Here is a 16,355-nt window from a genome sequence, read left to right on the forward strand (position 1 = left end):
GCACCACAGCGCGGACGCGATCATCCGGCACCACAGCGCGGACGCGATCATCCGGCACCACAGCGCGGACGCGATCCCCGACGCCGACGCCGGCAGGACGGATGGAATCCCCGGCACCGGCAGGACGGACCGGCTGCCCCGCCTCGCCTTCTCGCGCCCCTGCGACAGATCCGATTCCGGTGGGCCGGAGTCATCGGGGCGTGGCGCCACGGGAGCGCCGTACGCCTCCGGGTGACGCCGTGCTCCCCGCGCCCCGGCGCCTCGGTCCGGGCCGCCGGCCCGGTGCCCGGCGCCGCCTCGTCAGCGGTGCCGGTCCTGGGCCGGGGCGGCGCCCACCAGGGTGTCCAGCAGCCCGCCGAGCATCCGGCGCTGGTCGTCCGTCAGCGGCGCGAGGATCTCCTCGGCGGCGGTACGGCGCGCATGCCGCAGGGTGCGCAGAGCCGTACGGCCGTCGTCGGTCAGTTCGATCCGGATGACCCGGCGGTTGTCCGGATCCGGGACCCGGCGCACCTTGCCGCTCGCCTCCAGCGCGTCCACCAGCGTGGTCACCGCACGGGGCACGACCTCCAGGGCCTGGGCGAGGTCGGCCATACGGGGCGGCTCGGAAAAGTGTGCGAGCGTGCGCAGCAGCCGGGACTGGGCGGGGGTGATGCCCAGGGCGTGCTCCTCCAGATGGCGTTTCTGGATGCGGTGAACCCGGCGGGTGAGCCGCAGCAGTTGCTCGGCCAGCAGGCCGTCGGAGTCGGGGCTGGTCATGCCGGGAACACTATCAGGACCTCATTCATTGTGAACATAGGTAAGTGTGAGCTACGATCCCCCGAGCCCGACCGACGCCGTGCGTCCGTGCCTCGCCCGCCGACGACACCCGTGAACGCCGGCCCCGCCCGTCCCCGTAGGAGCCCATGCACCCCGACCGCCCGCCCTCCTGGACCCCGCCCGCGGACGCCAAGGACCAGCCCCGGCAGGTCCGCCGGATCCTGCGGCTGTTCAAGCCCTATCGGGGCCGCCTCGCGGTCGTCGGCCTGCTGGTCGGCGCCTCCTCGCTGGTCTCCGTCGCCACACCCTTCCTGCTGAAGGAGATCCTGGACGTCGCGATCCCGCAGGGCCGCACGGGGCTGCTGACCGTGCTCGCCGCGGGCATGATCCTCAGCGCCGTCCTCACCAGCGTCTTCGGTGTCCTGCAGACCCTGATCTCCACGACCGTGGGCCAGCGGGTCATGCACGACCTGCGCACCGCCGTCTACGGGCGCCTGCAGCGCATGTCGCTCGCGTTCTTCACCCGCACCCGCACCGGCGAGGTGCAGTCCCGCATCGCCAACGACATCGGTGGCATGCAGGCCACCGTCACCTCCACCGCCACCTCCCTGGTCTCCAACCTGACCAGCGTGGTCGCCACGGTCGTCGCCATGGTGGCCCTGGACTGGCGGCTGACGATCGTCTCGCTGCTCCTGCTGCCGGTCTTCGTGTGGATCAGCCGCCGTGTCGGCAACGAACGCAAGAAGATCACCACGCAGCGCCAGAAGCAGATGGCGGCGATGGCCGCCATCGTCACCGAGTCGCTGTCCGTCAGCGGCATCCTGCTCGGTCGCACCATGGGACGGTCCGACTCCCTCACCGCGTCCTTCGCCGACGAGTCCGAACGCCTGGTCGACCTCGAGGTGCGCTCCAACATGGCCGGGCGCTGGCGCATGGCGGTCATCACCATCGTCATGGCCGCCCTGCCGGCCGTCATCTACTGGACCGCGGGTCTGGCCCTGCAGATCGGCGGGCCCACGGTCTCCATCGGCACCGTCGTCGCCTTCGTCTCGCTCCAACAGGGCCTGTTCCGGCCGACGGTGAGTCTGCTGTCGACCGGCGTGCAGATCCAGACGTCCCTGGCGCTCTTCCAGCGCATCTTCGAGTACCTTGACCTGCCGGTCGACATCACCGAACGCGAGCGGCCCGTCCACCTGGACCAGGTCAAGGGAGAGGTCCGGTTCGAGAACGTCGCCTTCCGCTACGACGGCGACGGCGCCCCCGTCCTGGACGGCATCGACATCACCGTCTCGGCCGGCAGCAGCCTCGCGATCGTCGGTCCGACCGGCGCCGGCAAGTCCACCCTCGGCTACCTGGTGCCCCGGCTGTACGACGTGACCGGGGGCCGTGTCACCCTCGACGGGGTCGACGTCCGCGACCTCGACTTCGACACGCTCGCCCGGGCGGTCGGCGTGGTCTCCCAGGAGACGTACCTGTTCCACGCCTCCGTCGCCGACAACCTGCGCTTCGCCAAACCCGACGCCACCGACGAGGAACTGATCGCGGCGGCGCGCGCGGCGCAGATCCACGACCACATCGTGTCCCTGCCCGACGGCTACGACACCGTCGTCGGCGAACGCGGCCACCGCTTCTCCGGGGGCGAGAAGCAGCGCCTGGCGATCGCCCGCACCATCCTGCGCGACCCGCCGGTCCTCATCCTCGACGAGGCCACCAGCGCCCTGGACACCCGCACGGAGACCGCCGTGCAGGAGGCCATCGACGCGCTGTCCGCCGATCGGACCACCCTCACCATCGCGCACCGTCTGTCCACCGTGCGGAACGCCGACCAGATCGTGGTGCTCGACTCCGGCCGCGTGGCCGAACGCGGCACCCACGAGGAACTGCTGGAGCTGGGCGGCCGCTATGCCGCGCTGGTCCGCCGCGACGCCCGGCTCGAACCGGACGACTGACACCCGGCCCGGACCGCCCACCGACCGCGGGCGGGGCGCGCGGCTTCCCGGTGATCGAGCAGGATAGGACCCATGTCACACGCTTTCACGACCCGAGTGCTGAACGTCGCCACCGGCTCACGGGAGAGGGTCGTCGACCTCACCCGCGACTGCGAGTCCTTCCTGCGGGAGGCCGCCGACGGCCGTGACGGCCTGCTGAACGTCTTCGTACCGCACGCGACGGCCGGCATCGCCATCATCGAGACCGGCGCCGGCAGCGACGACGACCTCCTCGCCGCGCTGCACACCTTGCTTCCCTCCGACGAGCGCTGGCAGCACCGTCACGGCAGCCCCGGGCACGGCCGTGACCACGTGCTTCCCGCCTTCGTCGCCCCGCACGCCACCGTCCCGGTCCTCGGCGGACGGATGGCACTGGGCACCTGGCAGTCGGTGTGCCTGGTCGACACGAACGTCGACAACGCGAACCGCCAGGTCCGGCTGAGCTTCCTGGGCTGAGCGCCGCCTGCGGACCGGTCTCGCCGGGCCGCCGCCCGGGCGGCACCGAAGAAGCGGTGGCACCTCGGACGGCCCGGCGACCCGGGCCCGTCCGTGTCGGCCGACGCCATGTCACCTTCCGCCGTGGACACCGCCGTCGCTCACGGACAGAATGGCTGGTGTCATGATCATGGCTGGATGTGATCATGACAACACCACTATAGTGCGTCGGTCTGTAACGCTCTCGGGACAGGAGGTCTGCGTTGCACGGCTCGACACTGGCGCGAAGAGCGCGCCGCGCACTCAAGGCGGCCGTACTCGCCGGCGTACTGGTGGTCACATCGTTCGGGATGGCCGGCCCGTCCACTGCTCAGGACCGCGACCTCGACGTCGACGAAATAGCGCACAGCGCGAACGTCAAGCACCTGGCCAACATTCCGCGGCAGGGGCCGCTCGCCGAGGCCACCCACAGCGACCTCGCCTTCTACCGCGACTACGCCATCCAGGGCACCTACGCCGGGTTCACGATCTACGACATCAAGAATCCCAGGAAGCCGAAGATCGTCACCCAGTTCGCGTGCAACGGCGGCCAGGGCGACCCGACCGTCTCCGAGGACGGCAGGCTGCTGTTCGTGTCGGTCGACACCCCGCAGTCGGACCCGTCCTGCACCAGCACGAACTCCAATGCGGCCAACCCCGACGCCTGGGAAGGCATCCGCATCTTCGACATCAGCGACAAGCGTCACCCCAAGTACGTGAAGTCGGTGCGGACCGACTGCGGTTCCCACACGCACACGTACGTCCCCGGCGACCGGGACACGGCCTACCTCTACATCTCGTCGTACGGCCCCTCCCCGACGTTCCCGCACTGCCAGCCCCCGCACGACTCCATCTCGATCGTCGAGGTGCCCCTGCGTCACCCGGACGCAGCGTCCGTGATCGCCACGCCCGTGCTCTTCCCCGACGGCGGTGCGGGCGCCACCGCGGGCTGCCACGACATCACCGTCTTCCCGGCGAAGAAACTGGCCGCCGGCGCCTGCATGGGCGAAGGTGCGCTGATCGACATCTCGGACCCCACCGAGCCGTACGTGATCAGCAGCGCCACCGACGACAACTTCGCCTTCTGGCACTCGGCGACGTTCACCAACGACGGCAACCGCGTGGTCTTCACCGATGAGCTCGGCGGCGGAGGCGCGCCGACCTGCAACGAGGAGATCGGGCCGAACCGCGGCGCCGACGCCGTCTACGACATCAAGGGCGAGGGCGACGACCGTCGGCTGGTGTTCCGCAGCTACTTCAAGATCCCGCGCATGCAGCAGCAGACCGAGAACTGCGTCGCCCACAACGGTTCGCTCATCCCGGCCAAGCACCGCGACATGATGGTGCAGTCCTGGTACCAGGGCGGTGTGTCGATCTTCGACTTCACCGACCCCGACCACCCGAAGGAGATCGGCTACTTCGAGCGCGGCCCGCTGTCCAAGGACACCCTGCAGCTCGGCGGTTCCTGGTCGGCGTACTGGTACAACGGCTACATCTACTCCAGCGACATCACCAAGGGGCTGGACGTGCTCCAGCTCACCGGCGCGCCGAACAGCGCCAACCGGGTCCACCTCGACTTCCTGAACCCGCAGACCCAGTACGTCTACACGTCCTGATTCCGCCCATGGCCCCGGCAGGCGGCATGCCTGCCGGGGCCGCACCGTACCCACCCACGCAGCACGCCATACGTCCGGCCCGTCGTGCGCGCGGCTCCCCGAGGCGCCGCGCGGCGAGGCAGAAGGGAACAGGGGCACAGTGAGACACCGTCGAGTCGCAAGCGTGTTGCTGACGGCAGCCTGCCTGCTCGGCGTCACCGGAACGTCCGCCGGCGCACAGACCGGGCACATGCCCGCGGCCACGGCGGCCGGGGCCGACCCGGCGTCGACGCACGCGCAGGTGACGGCGAACGAGGCCGATGCACAGTTCGTCGCCATGATGATCCCGCACCACCAGCAGGCACTCGTCCTGAGCCGGATGGCCCCGTCGAGGTCCGGCGACAGCGATGTGCGGGCGCTCGCCGACCGCATCGACGTCGAGCAGGGTCTCGAGATCTACATGATGCAGTCGTGGCAGGAGTGGAACGGCCTGGAGAAGACGGATCCTCAGCGGGCGTACGAGGAGATGCTGCAGGATCCGATGATGGTCGAGATGATGGGGATGGCCACCCCCGAGGAGCTCGACCAGCTGAGCGCGGCCACGGGCGACGCCTTCGACGTGCAGTACCTGCGGCTGATGATCAAGCATCACAACGGGGCGATCGGCATGCTGGAGGACGTGCTCGCCAACGGCACCGACGAGACCCTGCAGACGTGGGCGACCGACATGCTGGCCAACCAGTACGCGCAGGTCCAGATGATGCAGCAGATGCTGGACGACAGGACGAAGGCGACGAGGACCGAGGCGCGGACGACCTGACCGTCCCGCGGTCCGTCACTCCCCGCGGCCGGGCTCGCGGTGCGGCGGCGGCCCGGACGAGGGAGGCGGCGACGACCCGGGCCCGCCGGACCGGGGCGGCACCTGCGCGGTGTCCGCCCGGCCCGGCGGGCCGGATGCTGGTGGGGCGGCCCTGCGTGAAGACCCTCAGCGCTGCAGCGTCAGCAGGCCCGGACGGTAGGGCAGAAGGTCGTAGGTGCCGCCGGAGCCGGGGTCGCGCCCCTGGTAGAGCAGCTGCAGGTTGCAGGGGTCGACGGTCATGGTCTGATCGGCAGTGGTGCGGATCAGTTCCCCGTGGCTGATGTCGTCGGTCCAGGTGGCACCGCTGTTGGCCTTGCCGGCGAACGGGTTGCTCTCGGACGTGGCCTGGGGCGTCCACTCGCCGTCCAGGCTGGTGGCCGTGAACGAGCGGAAGTAGCGCTGCCCCTGGGCGCCGATCGCCTCGACGATCATCAGGTAGCGGTTCTGCCCCTGGAGCTTGTAGACCTGCGGGGCTTCGAACAGGTTGTTCCGCGTATCGCTCATGACGACCGTCGCGGTCGAGCCGAAGCTGCCCGGGAAGTCGCCGATCGGCATGCTGGCCCGGTAGATCTTGCCGTTGTCACCGGCGAAGAACAGATACATGTGGGTGTCGTCGCCGATGAGCGTCTGGTCGATGGGTCCGGTCGCGGAGTCGGCGATGCTTCCGGAGAACAGCACCTGTTCGGACGACCAGCCGTTCGGGTCGGTGGGATCGTGCGACGTACGGTAGGAGAAGGCGCTTCCGCCCCACTGGTAGGCGAGCACCCAGATGTCCTTCGGTGCGAAGTAGAAGAGCGTGGGGGCCACGGTGGGGCTGTTCATCGCGTTCTGACGGGCCGTGGCCATCTGCGACCAGTCGCCGAACGGCTCGAAGTTCATCGAGCCCCATCGCGTCCCGGTGTCGTGCGTGGTCGCGTAGACGAGGTGTTGGCCGTTGTAGGGGACGACGGTGAAGTCCTTGAGCGAGACCCATCCGGACCTGGGCTGGGCCAGGGCGCCCGTCGAGGTCCAGCGGTAGGTGGACGGAAGCTCGCACGATGCGCGTGTGCCGAAACCGTCGGTCAGCTGTGACTGCCGGCCGGTGCCTTGCACGTCGTCGCTCGGGACGACGGTCGCGGCGCCGGCGGGCTGGGTGCTCATGACGCCGGCCAGCAGCAAGGGCGCCAGAACCCCGAACAGGCGTTTGGGACGGAACGGCAGCGAGCGGTGGAACGACAACGGAGGCCCTCCTCGGGAGCGGGTGCGGTGCCGGCGGTGGTGCCTCGAATGTTTCGTTGTGTTTGCCGGTGTGTGACGCCACAAGCTAGGTAAGCGGAGGCCGCCGGTCAAGCCCCGCCGCAGTCATCCGTCCACACAGGGCTTTCTCTCGTCGGGGCGGCACAGGGCTGCCCCGGATGCCTCCCCCGGGAGTCGGCGAGCGAACCAAGTCGGCCTGAACGCGGTGTTGACAGGGGATTCGGCAGGAGACCTTTCCTGTCCTCGTCCGTCTGCGGCCCTGTCTCGCCGGGAGCGCCGCGGCTGCGCCGACGTACCGCCTCGGCAGAAATGATCTTCGAAAGTTTCGAAAGAAAACCGGAAAGATTCTCCGTCCAGCGGGTTGACGAGACACCGTCAAGTCTCAATCATCCTGTCGGGGAAACCGATCCTGCACCGAGCCGCGCAACCATGTCGGTCCCGAGCACCCGTGCCGCACGACAGAGCCGCGTACGAAGCACCCGCGTCATGCCGTGGTACGTCAGTGAGGTCCACACCACGGCAGTGGCCGGTGCGCATGTGCAGCCCGGGGTCCGGGGCCGACCCGTCCGTCCGCCCGTGGAAGCGGACGGTGTCTCCCCCCTGCGCCTCGCTCGTTCCGTGACGTCTACCTTGGAGGCAGACCCATGGGCTCTCACGCCCTTCCCAGACCGGCTCTCCGCCAAAGGATCCGCGGCGCGCTGTGGGCGCTGGCCGCGGGCGTCCTCGGTCTGGGCGCCACGCTGAGCACACCGCCGACCGCGCACGCCGCCGAGAGCACGCTCGGTGCGGCCGCGGCTCAGAGCGGCCGTTACTTCGGCACCGCCATCGCCGCGGGCAGGCTGAGCGACTCGACGTACACGTCGATCGCCAGCCGCGAGTTCAACATGGTGACGGCCGAGAACGAGATGAAGATCGACGCCACCGAACCGCAGCGCGGGCAGTTCGACTTCTCCGCCGGCGACCGCGTCTACAACTGGGCGGTGCAGAACGGCAAAGAGGTGCGCGGCCACACCCTGGCCTGGCACTCCCAGCAGCCGTACTGGATGCAGAGCCTGAGCGGCAGTGACCTGCGCCAGGCGATGATCGACCACATCAACGGCGTGATGAACCACTACAAGGGCAAGATCGCCCAGTGGGACGTCGTGAACGAGGCCTTCGAGGACGGGAACTCGGGAGCCCGGCGCGACTCCAACCTGCAGCGCACCGGCAACGACTGGATCGAGGTCGCCTTCCGCACCGCGCGCGCCGCCGACCCGTCCGCCAAGCTCTGCTACAACGACTACAACATCGAGAACTGGACCTGGGCCAAGACCCAGGCCGTGTACAACATGGTCCGCGACTTCAAGCAGCGCGGCGTACCGATCGACTGCGTCGGCTTCCAGTCGCACTTCAACAGCGGCAGCCCGTACGACAGCAACTTCCGCACCACCCTGCAGAGCTTCGCGGCGCTCGGTGTCGACGTGGCCATCACCGAACTCGACATCCAGGGTGCCTCGCCCACGACGTACGCCAACGTGGTCAACGACTGCCTGGCCGTCTCGCGCTGCCTGGGCATCACCGTCTGGGGTGTGCGCGACACCGACTCCTGGCGGTCGGGTGACACCCCGCTGCTGTTCAACGGCGACGGCAGCAAGAAGCCTGCCTACTCCGCCGTTCTCGACGCGCTCAACGGCGGCTCCTCCGGCGAACCTCCGGAGGACGGCGGGTCCGGACAGATCAAGAACGCCGCGTCGGGCCGGTGCCTCGACGTCTCCGGTGCCGGCACCGCCGACGGCACAGCAGTCCAGCTCTATGACTGCCACGGCGGCACCAACCAGCAGTGGACCTACACCGACGCCGGCGAGTTCAGGGTCTACGGCAACAAGTGCCTGGACGCCGGCGGCACCGGAAATGGAACGCGTGTTCAAATTTACAGCTGCTGGGGCGGCGACAACCAGAAGTGGCGCGTGAACTCCGACGGCACCATCGTCGGTGTCCAGTCGGGCCTGTGCCTGGACGCCGCCGGCACGGGCAACAGCACCCCGGTCCAGCTCTACACCTGCTCGTACGCCGACAACCAGCGCTGGACCGTCTCCTGACACGGCATGCGGCGCGGACGCCGGAGGCGGAACGCTCCGGCGCCCCGCCGCACGCGGCCGCCAGCCCGCGCCGATAGCACACGTGTGCCGCGCCTGCTCGGGAACAGCCGCCGGTCAGGGAAAGATGGTGGGCACCATGCCACCGTCGACGCCGAGCGCGGAGCCGGTGGTCGCCGAGGAGTGGTCCGTCGCCAGATAGGTGATCAGACGGGCCACTTCCTCCGGACGGATCAGGCGTTTCAGCAGGGAGTCCGCGGCCCGGCCCTCGGCGACGAATCTCCGCTCCTGCTCGGCGGGGTCGACACCCGGGTACAGCTCGTCCCACATCCTCCGCACGCCGGCGCTCAAGGTCGGCCCGGGCAGCACACAGTTGACCGTGACGCCGCTCCCCGCGACCTGCTGCGCCATCCCGCGGGACACCGCCAGCTGCGCCGTCTTGGTCATTCCGTAGTGCACCATGACCGTGGGTGTCTGGATCCCGGCCTCGCTGCTGACGAACACGATCCGCCCCCAGCCGCGTTCCACCATCCGCGGAGCGTAGTGGCGTGCCAGACGGATCCCCGAGAGCACATTGACCTCGAAGAAGCGCACCCACTCCGCGTCGGGTATCTCGAAGACCGGCCGGGCGGCGAACACCCCGGCGTTGTTCACCAGGACGTCGACGTCGGGCACCTGCTCGGTCAGGGCGCGGACGCCCTCCGCGGTGCCGACGTCCGCGGTGACTCCCGTGGCCCCGAGCCGTTCGGCGGTGCGGTCGACACGATCGGGATCTCGCCCGTTGACCACGACATCGGCGCCCGCGGCGGCCAGCGACTCGGCCGTGGCCTCGCCGATGCCGGAGGTGGAGCCGGTGACCAGGGCCCTGCGTCCACTCAAATCCATTTTCATCGGTCGAGTACTCCTCGGAGGTGCTGCGGCCGGCCGGTCCACCGCTCACAGTCGGGTGTGGGCGACGGTGCCGGCACCCGGCCCGGGGCCGTCGCACCGGTCCGCATCCGGCTATCCGCCGGTGCGCTGTTCGATGCGCTGGAGCGCCTGCCGGAGGTACGGGGCGAAGCGCGGGTAGTTCTCGCTCATCGGGAAGTGGCCGATCTCCCTCATCTCGATGAACTCCGCTCCCCGGATCGCGTCCGCGGTGCGCCGTCCGTCCTCCGGGGTGGTGAGGTAGTCGTACTCACCGGTGAGCATGACGACCGGGCAGCGTTCGCCGTCGATCTCGCCGAGCCGCCCCCGCAGGTCGTGATCGACGGAGTAGAAGTAGAGGTCGCCCTTGAACGCCTCCGACCCCTGGGTGTAGTAGAACCACGTGGCCCAGCGGTCGTGCTCCGGGGACTGCGGTGCCATGAGATCCCACACGCCGCTGGCGCACACCTGGGCGGCGTTGGCATGGGGATGCTGCCACCAGTCGAGGTAGAAGCCGGGGGCGTGGTCGGCTCCCTCCACCGGGATGACGGCCTTGAACCGGTCGGGATGCCGCAGTGCCAGTTGCAGCGCGACATTGCCACCGAAGGACGACCCCATGAAGATCGGTTCCTCCAGCTCCAGGGCGTCGCAGAAGGCCACGATGAACGCGGTGAAGTGGTCCGCGGTGAGCCGGTACTCCTCCTTCCACCACTCCCGGTCGAGCGGCGGATCGGATTTGCCGTGCCGTGCGAGGTCATAGGCGATCACCCGGTAACGGCCGGTGATCTCCTCGTCCTCGAGCAGGCCCAGCCACTGATGGTTGTGGCAGCCCGCGGTGTGCTGGCACACCAGTGGCTGCCCCGTGCCGTTCTCCAGGTAGAAGACCCGGTACTGGACGCCCTCCACCTCGATGCCGACGTAGTGGCCCGTCACCGGAGAGATCCTTCCGACGGTCATGGCACCTCCTCATCAGTCGGACGGGGCCGAGTCCCGGTGGGCCGGGACGAGCGGACCCGTCACACGCAGCAGTTCCAGCTGACGGGTCACGCACCGCAGGTTCTGCATCAGCACGAGCAGGTCGCCCTCCAGACGCATCCCCCGCCGGAACGTGGCGGCCCAGATGCCGTGACACATCGGCGGCGGCGTCGGACTGCAGAAACCCCGCCATGTGTCCGCGCTCGCGCGGATCGCGAAGTCGTGGGCGGTCAGCGGCTCGGGGTCGGTGACCAGCTCCTCCACCCGCCCCCGGTGCATGCGCACCAGGAAGCGGTGCTCCTCCATGTCCAGCAGAAAAGTGCAGGAGTAATACGCGCCGTGGGCCCGCAGCTCCGGGTCGTCGTCGGACAGCCGGCGGAACTCCTCCACCGGATCCGTGGTCGCTGACGTCATGTCCCACCTCACGGAGTTCTCACGGGGTGTTTCCCGCTCGGGACGGCGGATCCGGCCGACGGGGCCGGTGCAGGGCCGGCACCGGCCTGCCGGTGTCCCGCCGGTGCCGCGGGCGTGTGGCCGCGCTCATGGGCCCACGGGAGCAGAACGGCCGGAAACACGTGCCGGAACGGCCGGCACACATGCCGTCGGGACGCTCGCCGCTCGGCATGCCGGTGCGTCGGGGGTGACGGCATCGCCGTCGGGAAGGTGAGATCGTCCGTCTCGGGGTTCCGCCGCTCGCGTGCCGGTCCGGCCTGGTCGCCCGTTGTCCATGGCGACACCTCTCGATTCCTCACTGCATGCGTACCACGCTCCGGAGCTGCTCGCCTGTCGGGCTCGCGGCTGTGCGTGCCGGCGCCGCCGCGGCGAATCGCGGCCACGGAGGAGCAGCGAGCCGAGCAACGGGACATGCGGCGAGCCGTGCGCACCCGGGCGGGTACCCGCCTGTCGGGGACATCTGCGGGCACATCTTGCATTAGCCCGCGTAAGCAATTATTGTCGACGCATGTAAGCGGTGCTCGCATTTATACGTGAGGGCGCTGTCCGACCGGTGAATCGCTGCCTGTCCGGTTCCGGTGCCACCGATGCCGCCGGTGCGCGGACGGGCACACTCCACCGGCACCCCTCACACCCGCAAAGGCAAGTTGGTCATGTCACTTTCCGGAATCCTGCCCGGCCGACTCGGATTCGGCACCGCACCGCTCGGCAACATGTTCCGTGCCATACCCGACGACGAGGCCCTCGCCACCGTGGAGGCCGCCTGGGACCACGGTATCCGCTACTTCGACACCGCCCCGTTCTACGGGGCCGGTCTGGCGGAGACCCGGCTCGGTCAGGTGCTCTCCACCAAGCCCCGTGACTCCTACGTGCTGTCCACCAAGGTCGGCCGGGTCATCCTCGACGAGCTGGAGGAGGGTGCCCGCGATCTCGGGGAGAAGGGCGGGCTGTTCGAGCACGGCAACCCGAACAAGATCGTCCACGAGTGGACCGCCGAGGCCACCGAACGCTCCATCGAGGACAGCCTCAACCGCCTCGGCGTCGACCGTCTCGACATCGTCTGGGTCCACGACATCGCCCAGGACTTCCACGGCGACCTGTGGCTGCAGAAGTTCGAGGAAGCCCGTACCGGCGCCTTCCGCGTCCTGTCCCGCCTGCGTGACGAGGGTGTCATCAAGGCCTGGGGCCTGGGTGTCAACCGCACCGAGCCCATCGAGCTGACCCTCGCCCTCGACGAGCCGCAGCCCGACGGCTTCCTCCTCGCGGGCCGCTACACGCTTCTCGACCACGAGCACGCCCTGCAGCGCCTGCTGCCGATGGCCCAGGAACAGAACGTCGACATGGTCGTGGGCGGCCCCTACAGCTCCGGCATCCTCGCCGGCGGCTCCCACTTCGAGTACCAGCAGGCACCCCCGGAGATCGTCGAGCGGGTCGGCAAGCTCAAGGCCCTCGCCGAGAAGCACGGTGTCGGGATCAAGGCCGCCGCCCTGCAGTTCTCCCTGGCCCACCCGACGGCCGCTGCCGTCGTCCCCGGCGCCACCCGCCCCAGCCGTATCGCGGAGGACACCGCCGCGCTGACCGAGAAGATCCCGGCCGCGTTCTGGCAGGAACTGCGCGCCGCCGGCCTGGTCAGCCCCGCTGCCCCGCTCCCCGAGGGCGCCTGACCCCACCGTCACCCGGCGGCCGGGCGGCCGTGCGGTCCACGGCGCTGCAAGCGCACGACGGCCGCCGGGTCACCGCACCCCGCACACGCTCAGAAAGAGAAGCGACATGGCATCGACCTCGGTCAGCCGCACCATTCCTGCCTCGCCGCAGAAGGTGTGGGACCTCATCGGCGGCTTCGGCTCGCTGCCCGACTGGCTCCCCTACATCCCGAAGAGCACCTTGCAGGAGGGCGGTCGGGTCCGTCGGCTGGAGAACCCGGACGGCGACGTGATCGTCGAACGGCTGGTGCACTTCGACGACGTCGAGCGCCAGTACAGCTACGCGATCCTCGAAACTCCGTTCCCCGTCACCGGCTACCTTTCCACCCTCCGGGTCCACGCCGTGCCCGGCCGGGACGACATCACCGAGGTGCAGTGGTCCGGACGGTTCGTCCCCGACGGGGCCACGGAGGAGGAGGTGGTGGAGCTGTTCACCGGCATCTACCGCGACGGCCTCGACGCCCTGCACCAGGCGTTCGCGGCCTGACGGCACACGGGGCGCCGCACCGACGACAGCACCCACGGCCCGGGCACGTCCTCGCGTGCCCGGGCCGTCGTGCGTGCTGCCGCTCAGGGACGGGACGACGCCACGGCAGGTGTGTCCCGTCGGTGCGTGGCCAGGGTGCCGATCTCGTCCAGCTCGCGGTCCCGGCGGTCGGGGGCGAAGGCGATCGCCGCCATGGCGATCAGCGTCGTGACGATCGCGAAGGCGACGACCATCCACAGGCTGCCGTCGGCCCACAGCACCATCGCACTGGCCAGGGCGGGCGTGAAGCTCGCCAGCAGGATCGAGGCCGCCTGGTATCCGACCGAGATGCCGGAGTAGCGCACCGAGGTGGGGAACATCTCGCAGTACAGCGCGGGCAGGGGAGCGTAGACCATGGCGTGCCCCAGGGCGAGGAAGAGGACCACCCCGCCCACGATCGCCCACAGCCGGCCGGTGTGCACCAGCGCGAAGACCGGCCAGGTGGTGACCACGATCAGGGCGCCGCCGATGAGGAACGTCCGCACCCGGCCGATGCGGTCGGACACCGCCCCGAACACCGGGATCATCACGATGTTCACAGCCGCGCCGATCATGGACGCCGTCAGGCCGTAACGCTCCGGGACACCGAGCGTGCTGGTGACGTAGGACAGGATGAACGTGGTGAACAGGTAGTAGTTCCCGGCCTCCGCGAACCGGCCGAACACCGTGATCAGCAGCGGCTTGCGGTGGTCGCGGAAGAGGGTCGCGGCCGGCGCCTTGCGGCGTTCCAGCTCGGCGTCCCTCCTCGCCTTCTCCGCGAGGAAGGCCGGGGACTCGGTGGCCCGCAGCCGGATGAAGAAGCCGATGCCGGCGAGGATCACACTGAGCAGGAACGGCAGCCGCCACCCCCACTGGTCGAAGGCGTCACCGGACAGCCACGAGGCGAACGACACCGCGGCCGTGCCCAGCAGCAGACCCGCGGACACCCCGATCTGCGGCCACGCCCCGAAGTATCCGCGCCGTTCCCGCGGCGCGTTCTCCACGGCCACGATGGCCGCCCCGCCCCACTCGCCGCCGACCGCGAACCCCTGGACGAGCCGCAGCACGCACAGCAGCAGCGGCGCCGCCACACCTATCTGACGGTAGGTCGGCACCAGGCCGATCGCCGCCGTCGCCGTGGTCATGACGGAGAAGGTGAGGATCAGCGTGGACTTGCGTCCGATCCGGTCTCCGAGGTGGCCCGCGACGAAGGCGCCGACCGGGCGGGCCAGGAAGCCCACACCGAAGGTGGCCAGCGAGACGATCTGGCCGATGCCGGGCGACAGATCCGGGAAGAACAGTCGCCCGAACACCAGCGCGGCGGTGACGCCGTAGACCGTGTACTCGTACCACTCGACGATCGCACCGACGGTGCCGGACTGCAGGGATCGACGGCGGATCTGCTCCGGCGTCGGGGTAGCGGCGGTGGGCATGTGATCTCCGTTGATCGGGGGAGCGGGGCGGGGCGGCCGTCTCAGGCGCGCGTCGTCTCGGCGTAGTGGTCGGTCCAGTCCAGCGGCACACCCGCGTACTTCGCCGCCCTGACGTCGCCGGAGCGGGCGTGCCCCTCGAACAGCTCGACACGGGCGGCCCGCCCGCAGAGCACCCCGAGGTCCGCGGACGACTTCGCGTCGCGCACCTCCTGGTAGGTCACCGTCCGCAGGTACTTGCCCACCCACAGGCCACCGGTGTAACGGGCGGCGCCCCGGGTCGGCAGCACATGGTTGGTGCCGATCACCTTGTCCCCGTAGGAGACACAGGTGCCCTCGCCGAGGAACAGGGCGCCGTAGGTGTGCATCTTCTCCAGCGCCTCACGCGGGTTCGCGGTGAGGATCTGCACGTGCTCGGAGGCGAAGGAGTCCGCGATGCGGTAGGCCTCGTCCAGGTCGTCGGCCAGGACGATCTGGCCGTGGTCGCGCCAGGCCGGGCCGGCGATGTCGGCGGTCTGCAGGCCGGGCAGGATCTCCTCGATGTGCCGCTGCACCTCGGTGGCCACCCGCTCGCTGGTGGTGACCAGCACGGCGGGGGAGTCCGGGCCGTGCTCGGCCTGCGAGAGCAGGTCGACGGCGACGATGAACGGGTCGGCCTCGTCGTCGGCCACGATCAGGATCTCCGTGGGGCCGGCGAACAGATCGATGCCGACCTCGCCGAAGAGCTGGCGCTTGGCCTCGGCCACATAGGCGTTGCCCGGCCCGGCGAGCATGTCGACCGGGGAGATCGTCTCGGTGCCGACACTCATCGCGGCGATCGCCTGCACACCGCCGAGGAGGTAGATCTCGTCCGCGCCGGCCAGGTGCATCGCCGCCACGGTCGCGGCGGGGATCTCGCCGCGGATCGGCGGCGTGCAGGCGATCACCCGCGGCACACCGGCGGCCTTGGCGGTCACGATCGTCATGTGCGCGGAGGCCGTCAGCGGGTAGCGGCCGCCCGGCACGTAGGCGCCGACGGACTGGACCGGCAGGTGGCGGTGGCCGAGGAACACACCCGGCGCGGTCTCGATCTCTAGCTCCGACATCGACGCGCGCTGTGCCTCGGCGAAGCGGCGGACGTTGGCCTGGACGGTCTCGATGTCCTCGACGACCTGAGGGTCCAGTGTGCTGATGATCTTCTCCAGCTGCGCCTCGTCGAGGCGGAAGGTCTCCGGCTCCCACCCGTCGAAACGTGCCGACAGCTCGCGGACGGCCGCGTCGCCCCGCGCGCGGACGTCGGCGATCAGTTCACGGACGGCCTGCCCGACGCTGTCGTTGCCGGACGGGGCCGTGGACGAGGTGATGGCGGCCTTGAGAGTGCGGGACACGCCCGTCTCCTTTGCTCGGGGAGGGATGGATAC

13 protein-coding genes and 1 pseudogene are annotated in these 16,355 nt (G+C 69.8%); 7 read left to right on the top strand and 7 right to left on the bottom strand.

Features of this window, described 5'->3' with window-relative positions; all coding sequences use genetic code 11:
- Positions 1-300: 300 nt before the first annotated feature.
- Complete coding sequence (locus tag OG899_RS23670) at positions 301-756, bottom strand: MarR family winged helix-turn-helix transcriptional regulator (protein WP_125497648.1); 456 nt, start codon at positions 754-756, stop codon at positions 301-303.
- Between the two features lie 146 nt (positions 757-902).
- On the opposite strand from OG899_RS23670, the gene OG899_RS23675 reads away from it, so the two are divergent.
- The 4 genes from OG899_RS23675 to OG899_RS23690 all read left to right on the top strand — a co-directional run bounded on the left by OG899_RS23675 (position 903) and on the right by OG899_RS23690 (position 5,633).
- A complete protein-coding gene (locus tag OG899_RS23675; RefSeq protein WP_168131481.1) occupies positions 903-2,705 on the top strand; it encodes an ABC transporter ATP-binding protein in 1,803 nt (600 codons plus the stop codon).
- 72 nt (positions 2,706-2,777) lie between these two features.
- Positions 2,778-3,200, top strand: a complete 423-nt coding sequence (locus OG899_RS23680) for a secondary thiamine-phosphate synthase enzyme YjbQ (RefSeq protein WP_125497650.1) — start codon at positions 2,778-2,780, stop codon at positions 3,198-3,200.
- 242 nt (positions 3,201-3,442) lie between these two features.
- On the top strand, positions 3,443-4,834 hold the full coding sequence (locus OG899_RS23685) for an LVIVD repeat-containing protein (protein ID WP_206345373.1): 1,392 nt from the start codon (positions 3,443-3,445) through the stop codon (positions 4,832-4,834).
- 163 nt (positions 4,835-4,997) lie between these two features.
- Positions 4,998-5,633 carry a DUF305 domain-containing protein gene (locus OG899_RS23690; RefSeq protein ID WP_125497651.1) on the top strand — a complete coding sequence of 212 codons (636 nt, stop codon included), beginning with the start codon at positions 4,998-5,000 and terminating at the stop codon, positions 5,631-5,633.
- A 165-nt stretch (positions 5,634-5,798) separates the two neighbouring features.
- On the opposite strand, the pseudogene OG899_RS23695 reads toward OG899_RS23690, so the two are convergent.
- Positions 5,799-6,791, bottom strand: a pseudogene (locus tag OG899_RS23695) (non-reducing end alpha-L-arabinofuranosidase family hydrolase); the annotation flags it as partial.
- Between the two features lie 761 nt (positions 6,792-7,552).
- Here OG899_RS23695 and OG899_RS23700 point away from each other — a divergent pair.
- Complete coding sequence (locus OG899_RS23700) at positions 7,553-8,986, top strand: endo-1,4-beta-xylanase (protein WP_125497652.1); 1,434 nt, start codon at positions 7,553-7,555, stop codon at positions 8,984-8,986.
- A 114-nt stretch (positions 8,987-9,100) separates the two neighbouring features.
- On the opposite strand, the gene OG899_RS23705 is transcribed toward OG899_RS23700, so the two are convergent.
- The 3 genes from OG899_RS23705 to OG899_RS23715 all read right to left on the bottom strand — a co-directional run bounded on the left by OG899_RS23705 (position 9,101) and on the right by OG899_RS23715 (position 11,278).
- The gene (locus OG899_RS23705) at positions 9,101-9,874 is read right to left on the bottom strand and encodes an SDR family NAD(P)-dependent oxidoreductase (protein WP_168131482.1); all 774 of its coding nucleotides are present in this window, start codon (positions 9,872-9,874) and stop codon (positions 9,101-9,103) included.
- Between the two features lie 111 nt (positions 9,875-9,985).
- Positions 9,986-10,846, bottom strand: a complete 861-nt coding sequence (locus OG899_RS23710) for an alpha/beta fold hydrolase (protein ID WP_125497654.1) — start codon at positions 10,844-10,846, stop codon at positions 9,986-9,988.
- Positions 10,847-10,858: 12 nt separating this feature from the next.
- Positions 10,859-11,278 carry a hypothetical protein gene (locus OG899_RS23715; RefSeq protein ID WP_125497655.1) on the bottom strand — a complete coding sequence of 140 codons (420 nt, stop codon included), beginning with the start codon at positions 11,276-11,278 and terminating at the stop codon, positions 10,859-10,861.
- Between the two features lie 692 nt (positions 11,279-11,970).
- Here OG899_RS23715 and OG899_RS23720 point away from each other — a divergent pair.
- Together OG899_RS23720 and OG899_RS23725 are read left to right on the top strand one after the other, a co-directional pair.
- The gene (locus tag OG899_RS23720) at positions 11,971-12,981 is read left to right on the top strand and encodes an aldo/keto reductase (RefSeq protein ID WP_125497656.1); all 1,011 of its coding nucleotides are present in this window, start codon (positions 11,971-11,973) and stop codon (positions 12,979-12,981) included.
- Between the two features lie 106 nt (positions 12,982-13,087).
- Entirely contained in the window at positions 13,088-13,507 is a 420-nt protein-coding gene (locus OG899_RS23725) for an SRPBCC family protein (RefSeq protein WP_168131483.1), read from the top strand.
- A gap of 83 nt (positions 13,508-13,590) precedes the next feature.
- On the opposite strand, the gene OG899_RS23730 is transcribed toward OG899_RS23725, so the two are convergent.
- Both OG899_RS23730 and hisD read right to left on the bottom strand, forming a co-directional pair.
- Entirely contained in the window at positions 13,591-14,958 is a 1,368-nt protein-coding gene (locus tag OG899_RS23730) for an MFS transporter (protein ID WP_168131484.1), read from the bottom strand.
- 41 nt (positions 14,959-14,999) lie between these two features.
- A complete protein-coding gene (gene hisD, locus OG899_RS23735; RefSeq protein WP_125497659.1) occupies positions 15,000-16,322 on the bottom strand; it encodes a histidinol dehydrogenase in 1,323 nt (440 codons plus the stop codon).
- Between the last annotated feature and the right edge of the window lie 33 nt (positions 16,323-16,355).

This window comes from Streptomyces thermoviolaceus (assembly GCF_045209695.1).
In the GTDB taxonomy this organism is placed as follows: domain Bacteria; phylum Actinomycetota; class Actinomycetes; order Streptomycetales; family Streptomycetaceae; genus Streptomyces; species Streptomyces thermoviolaceus.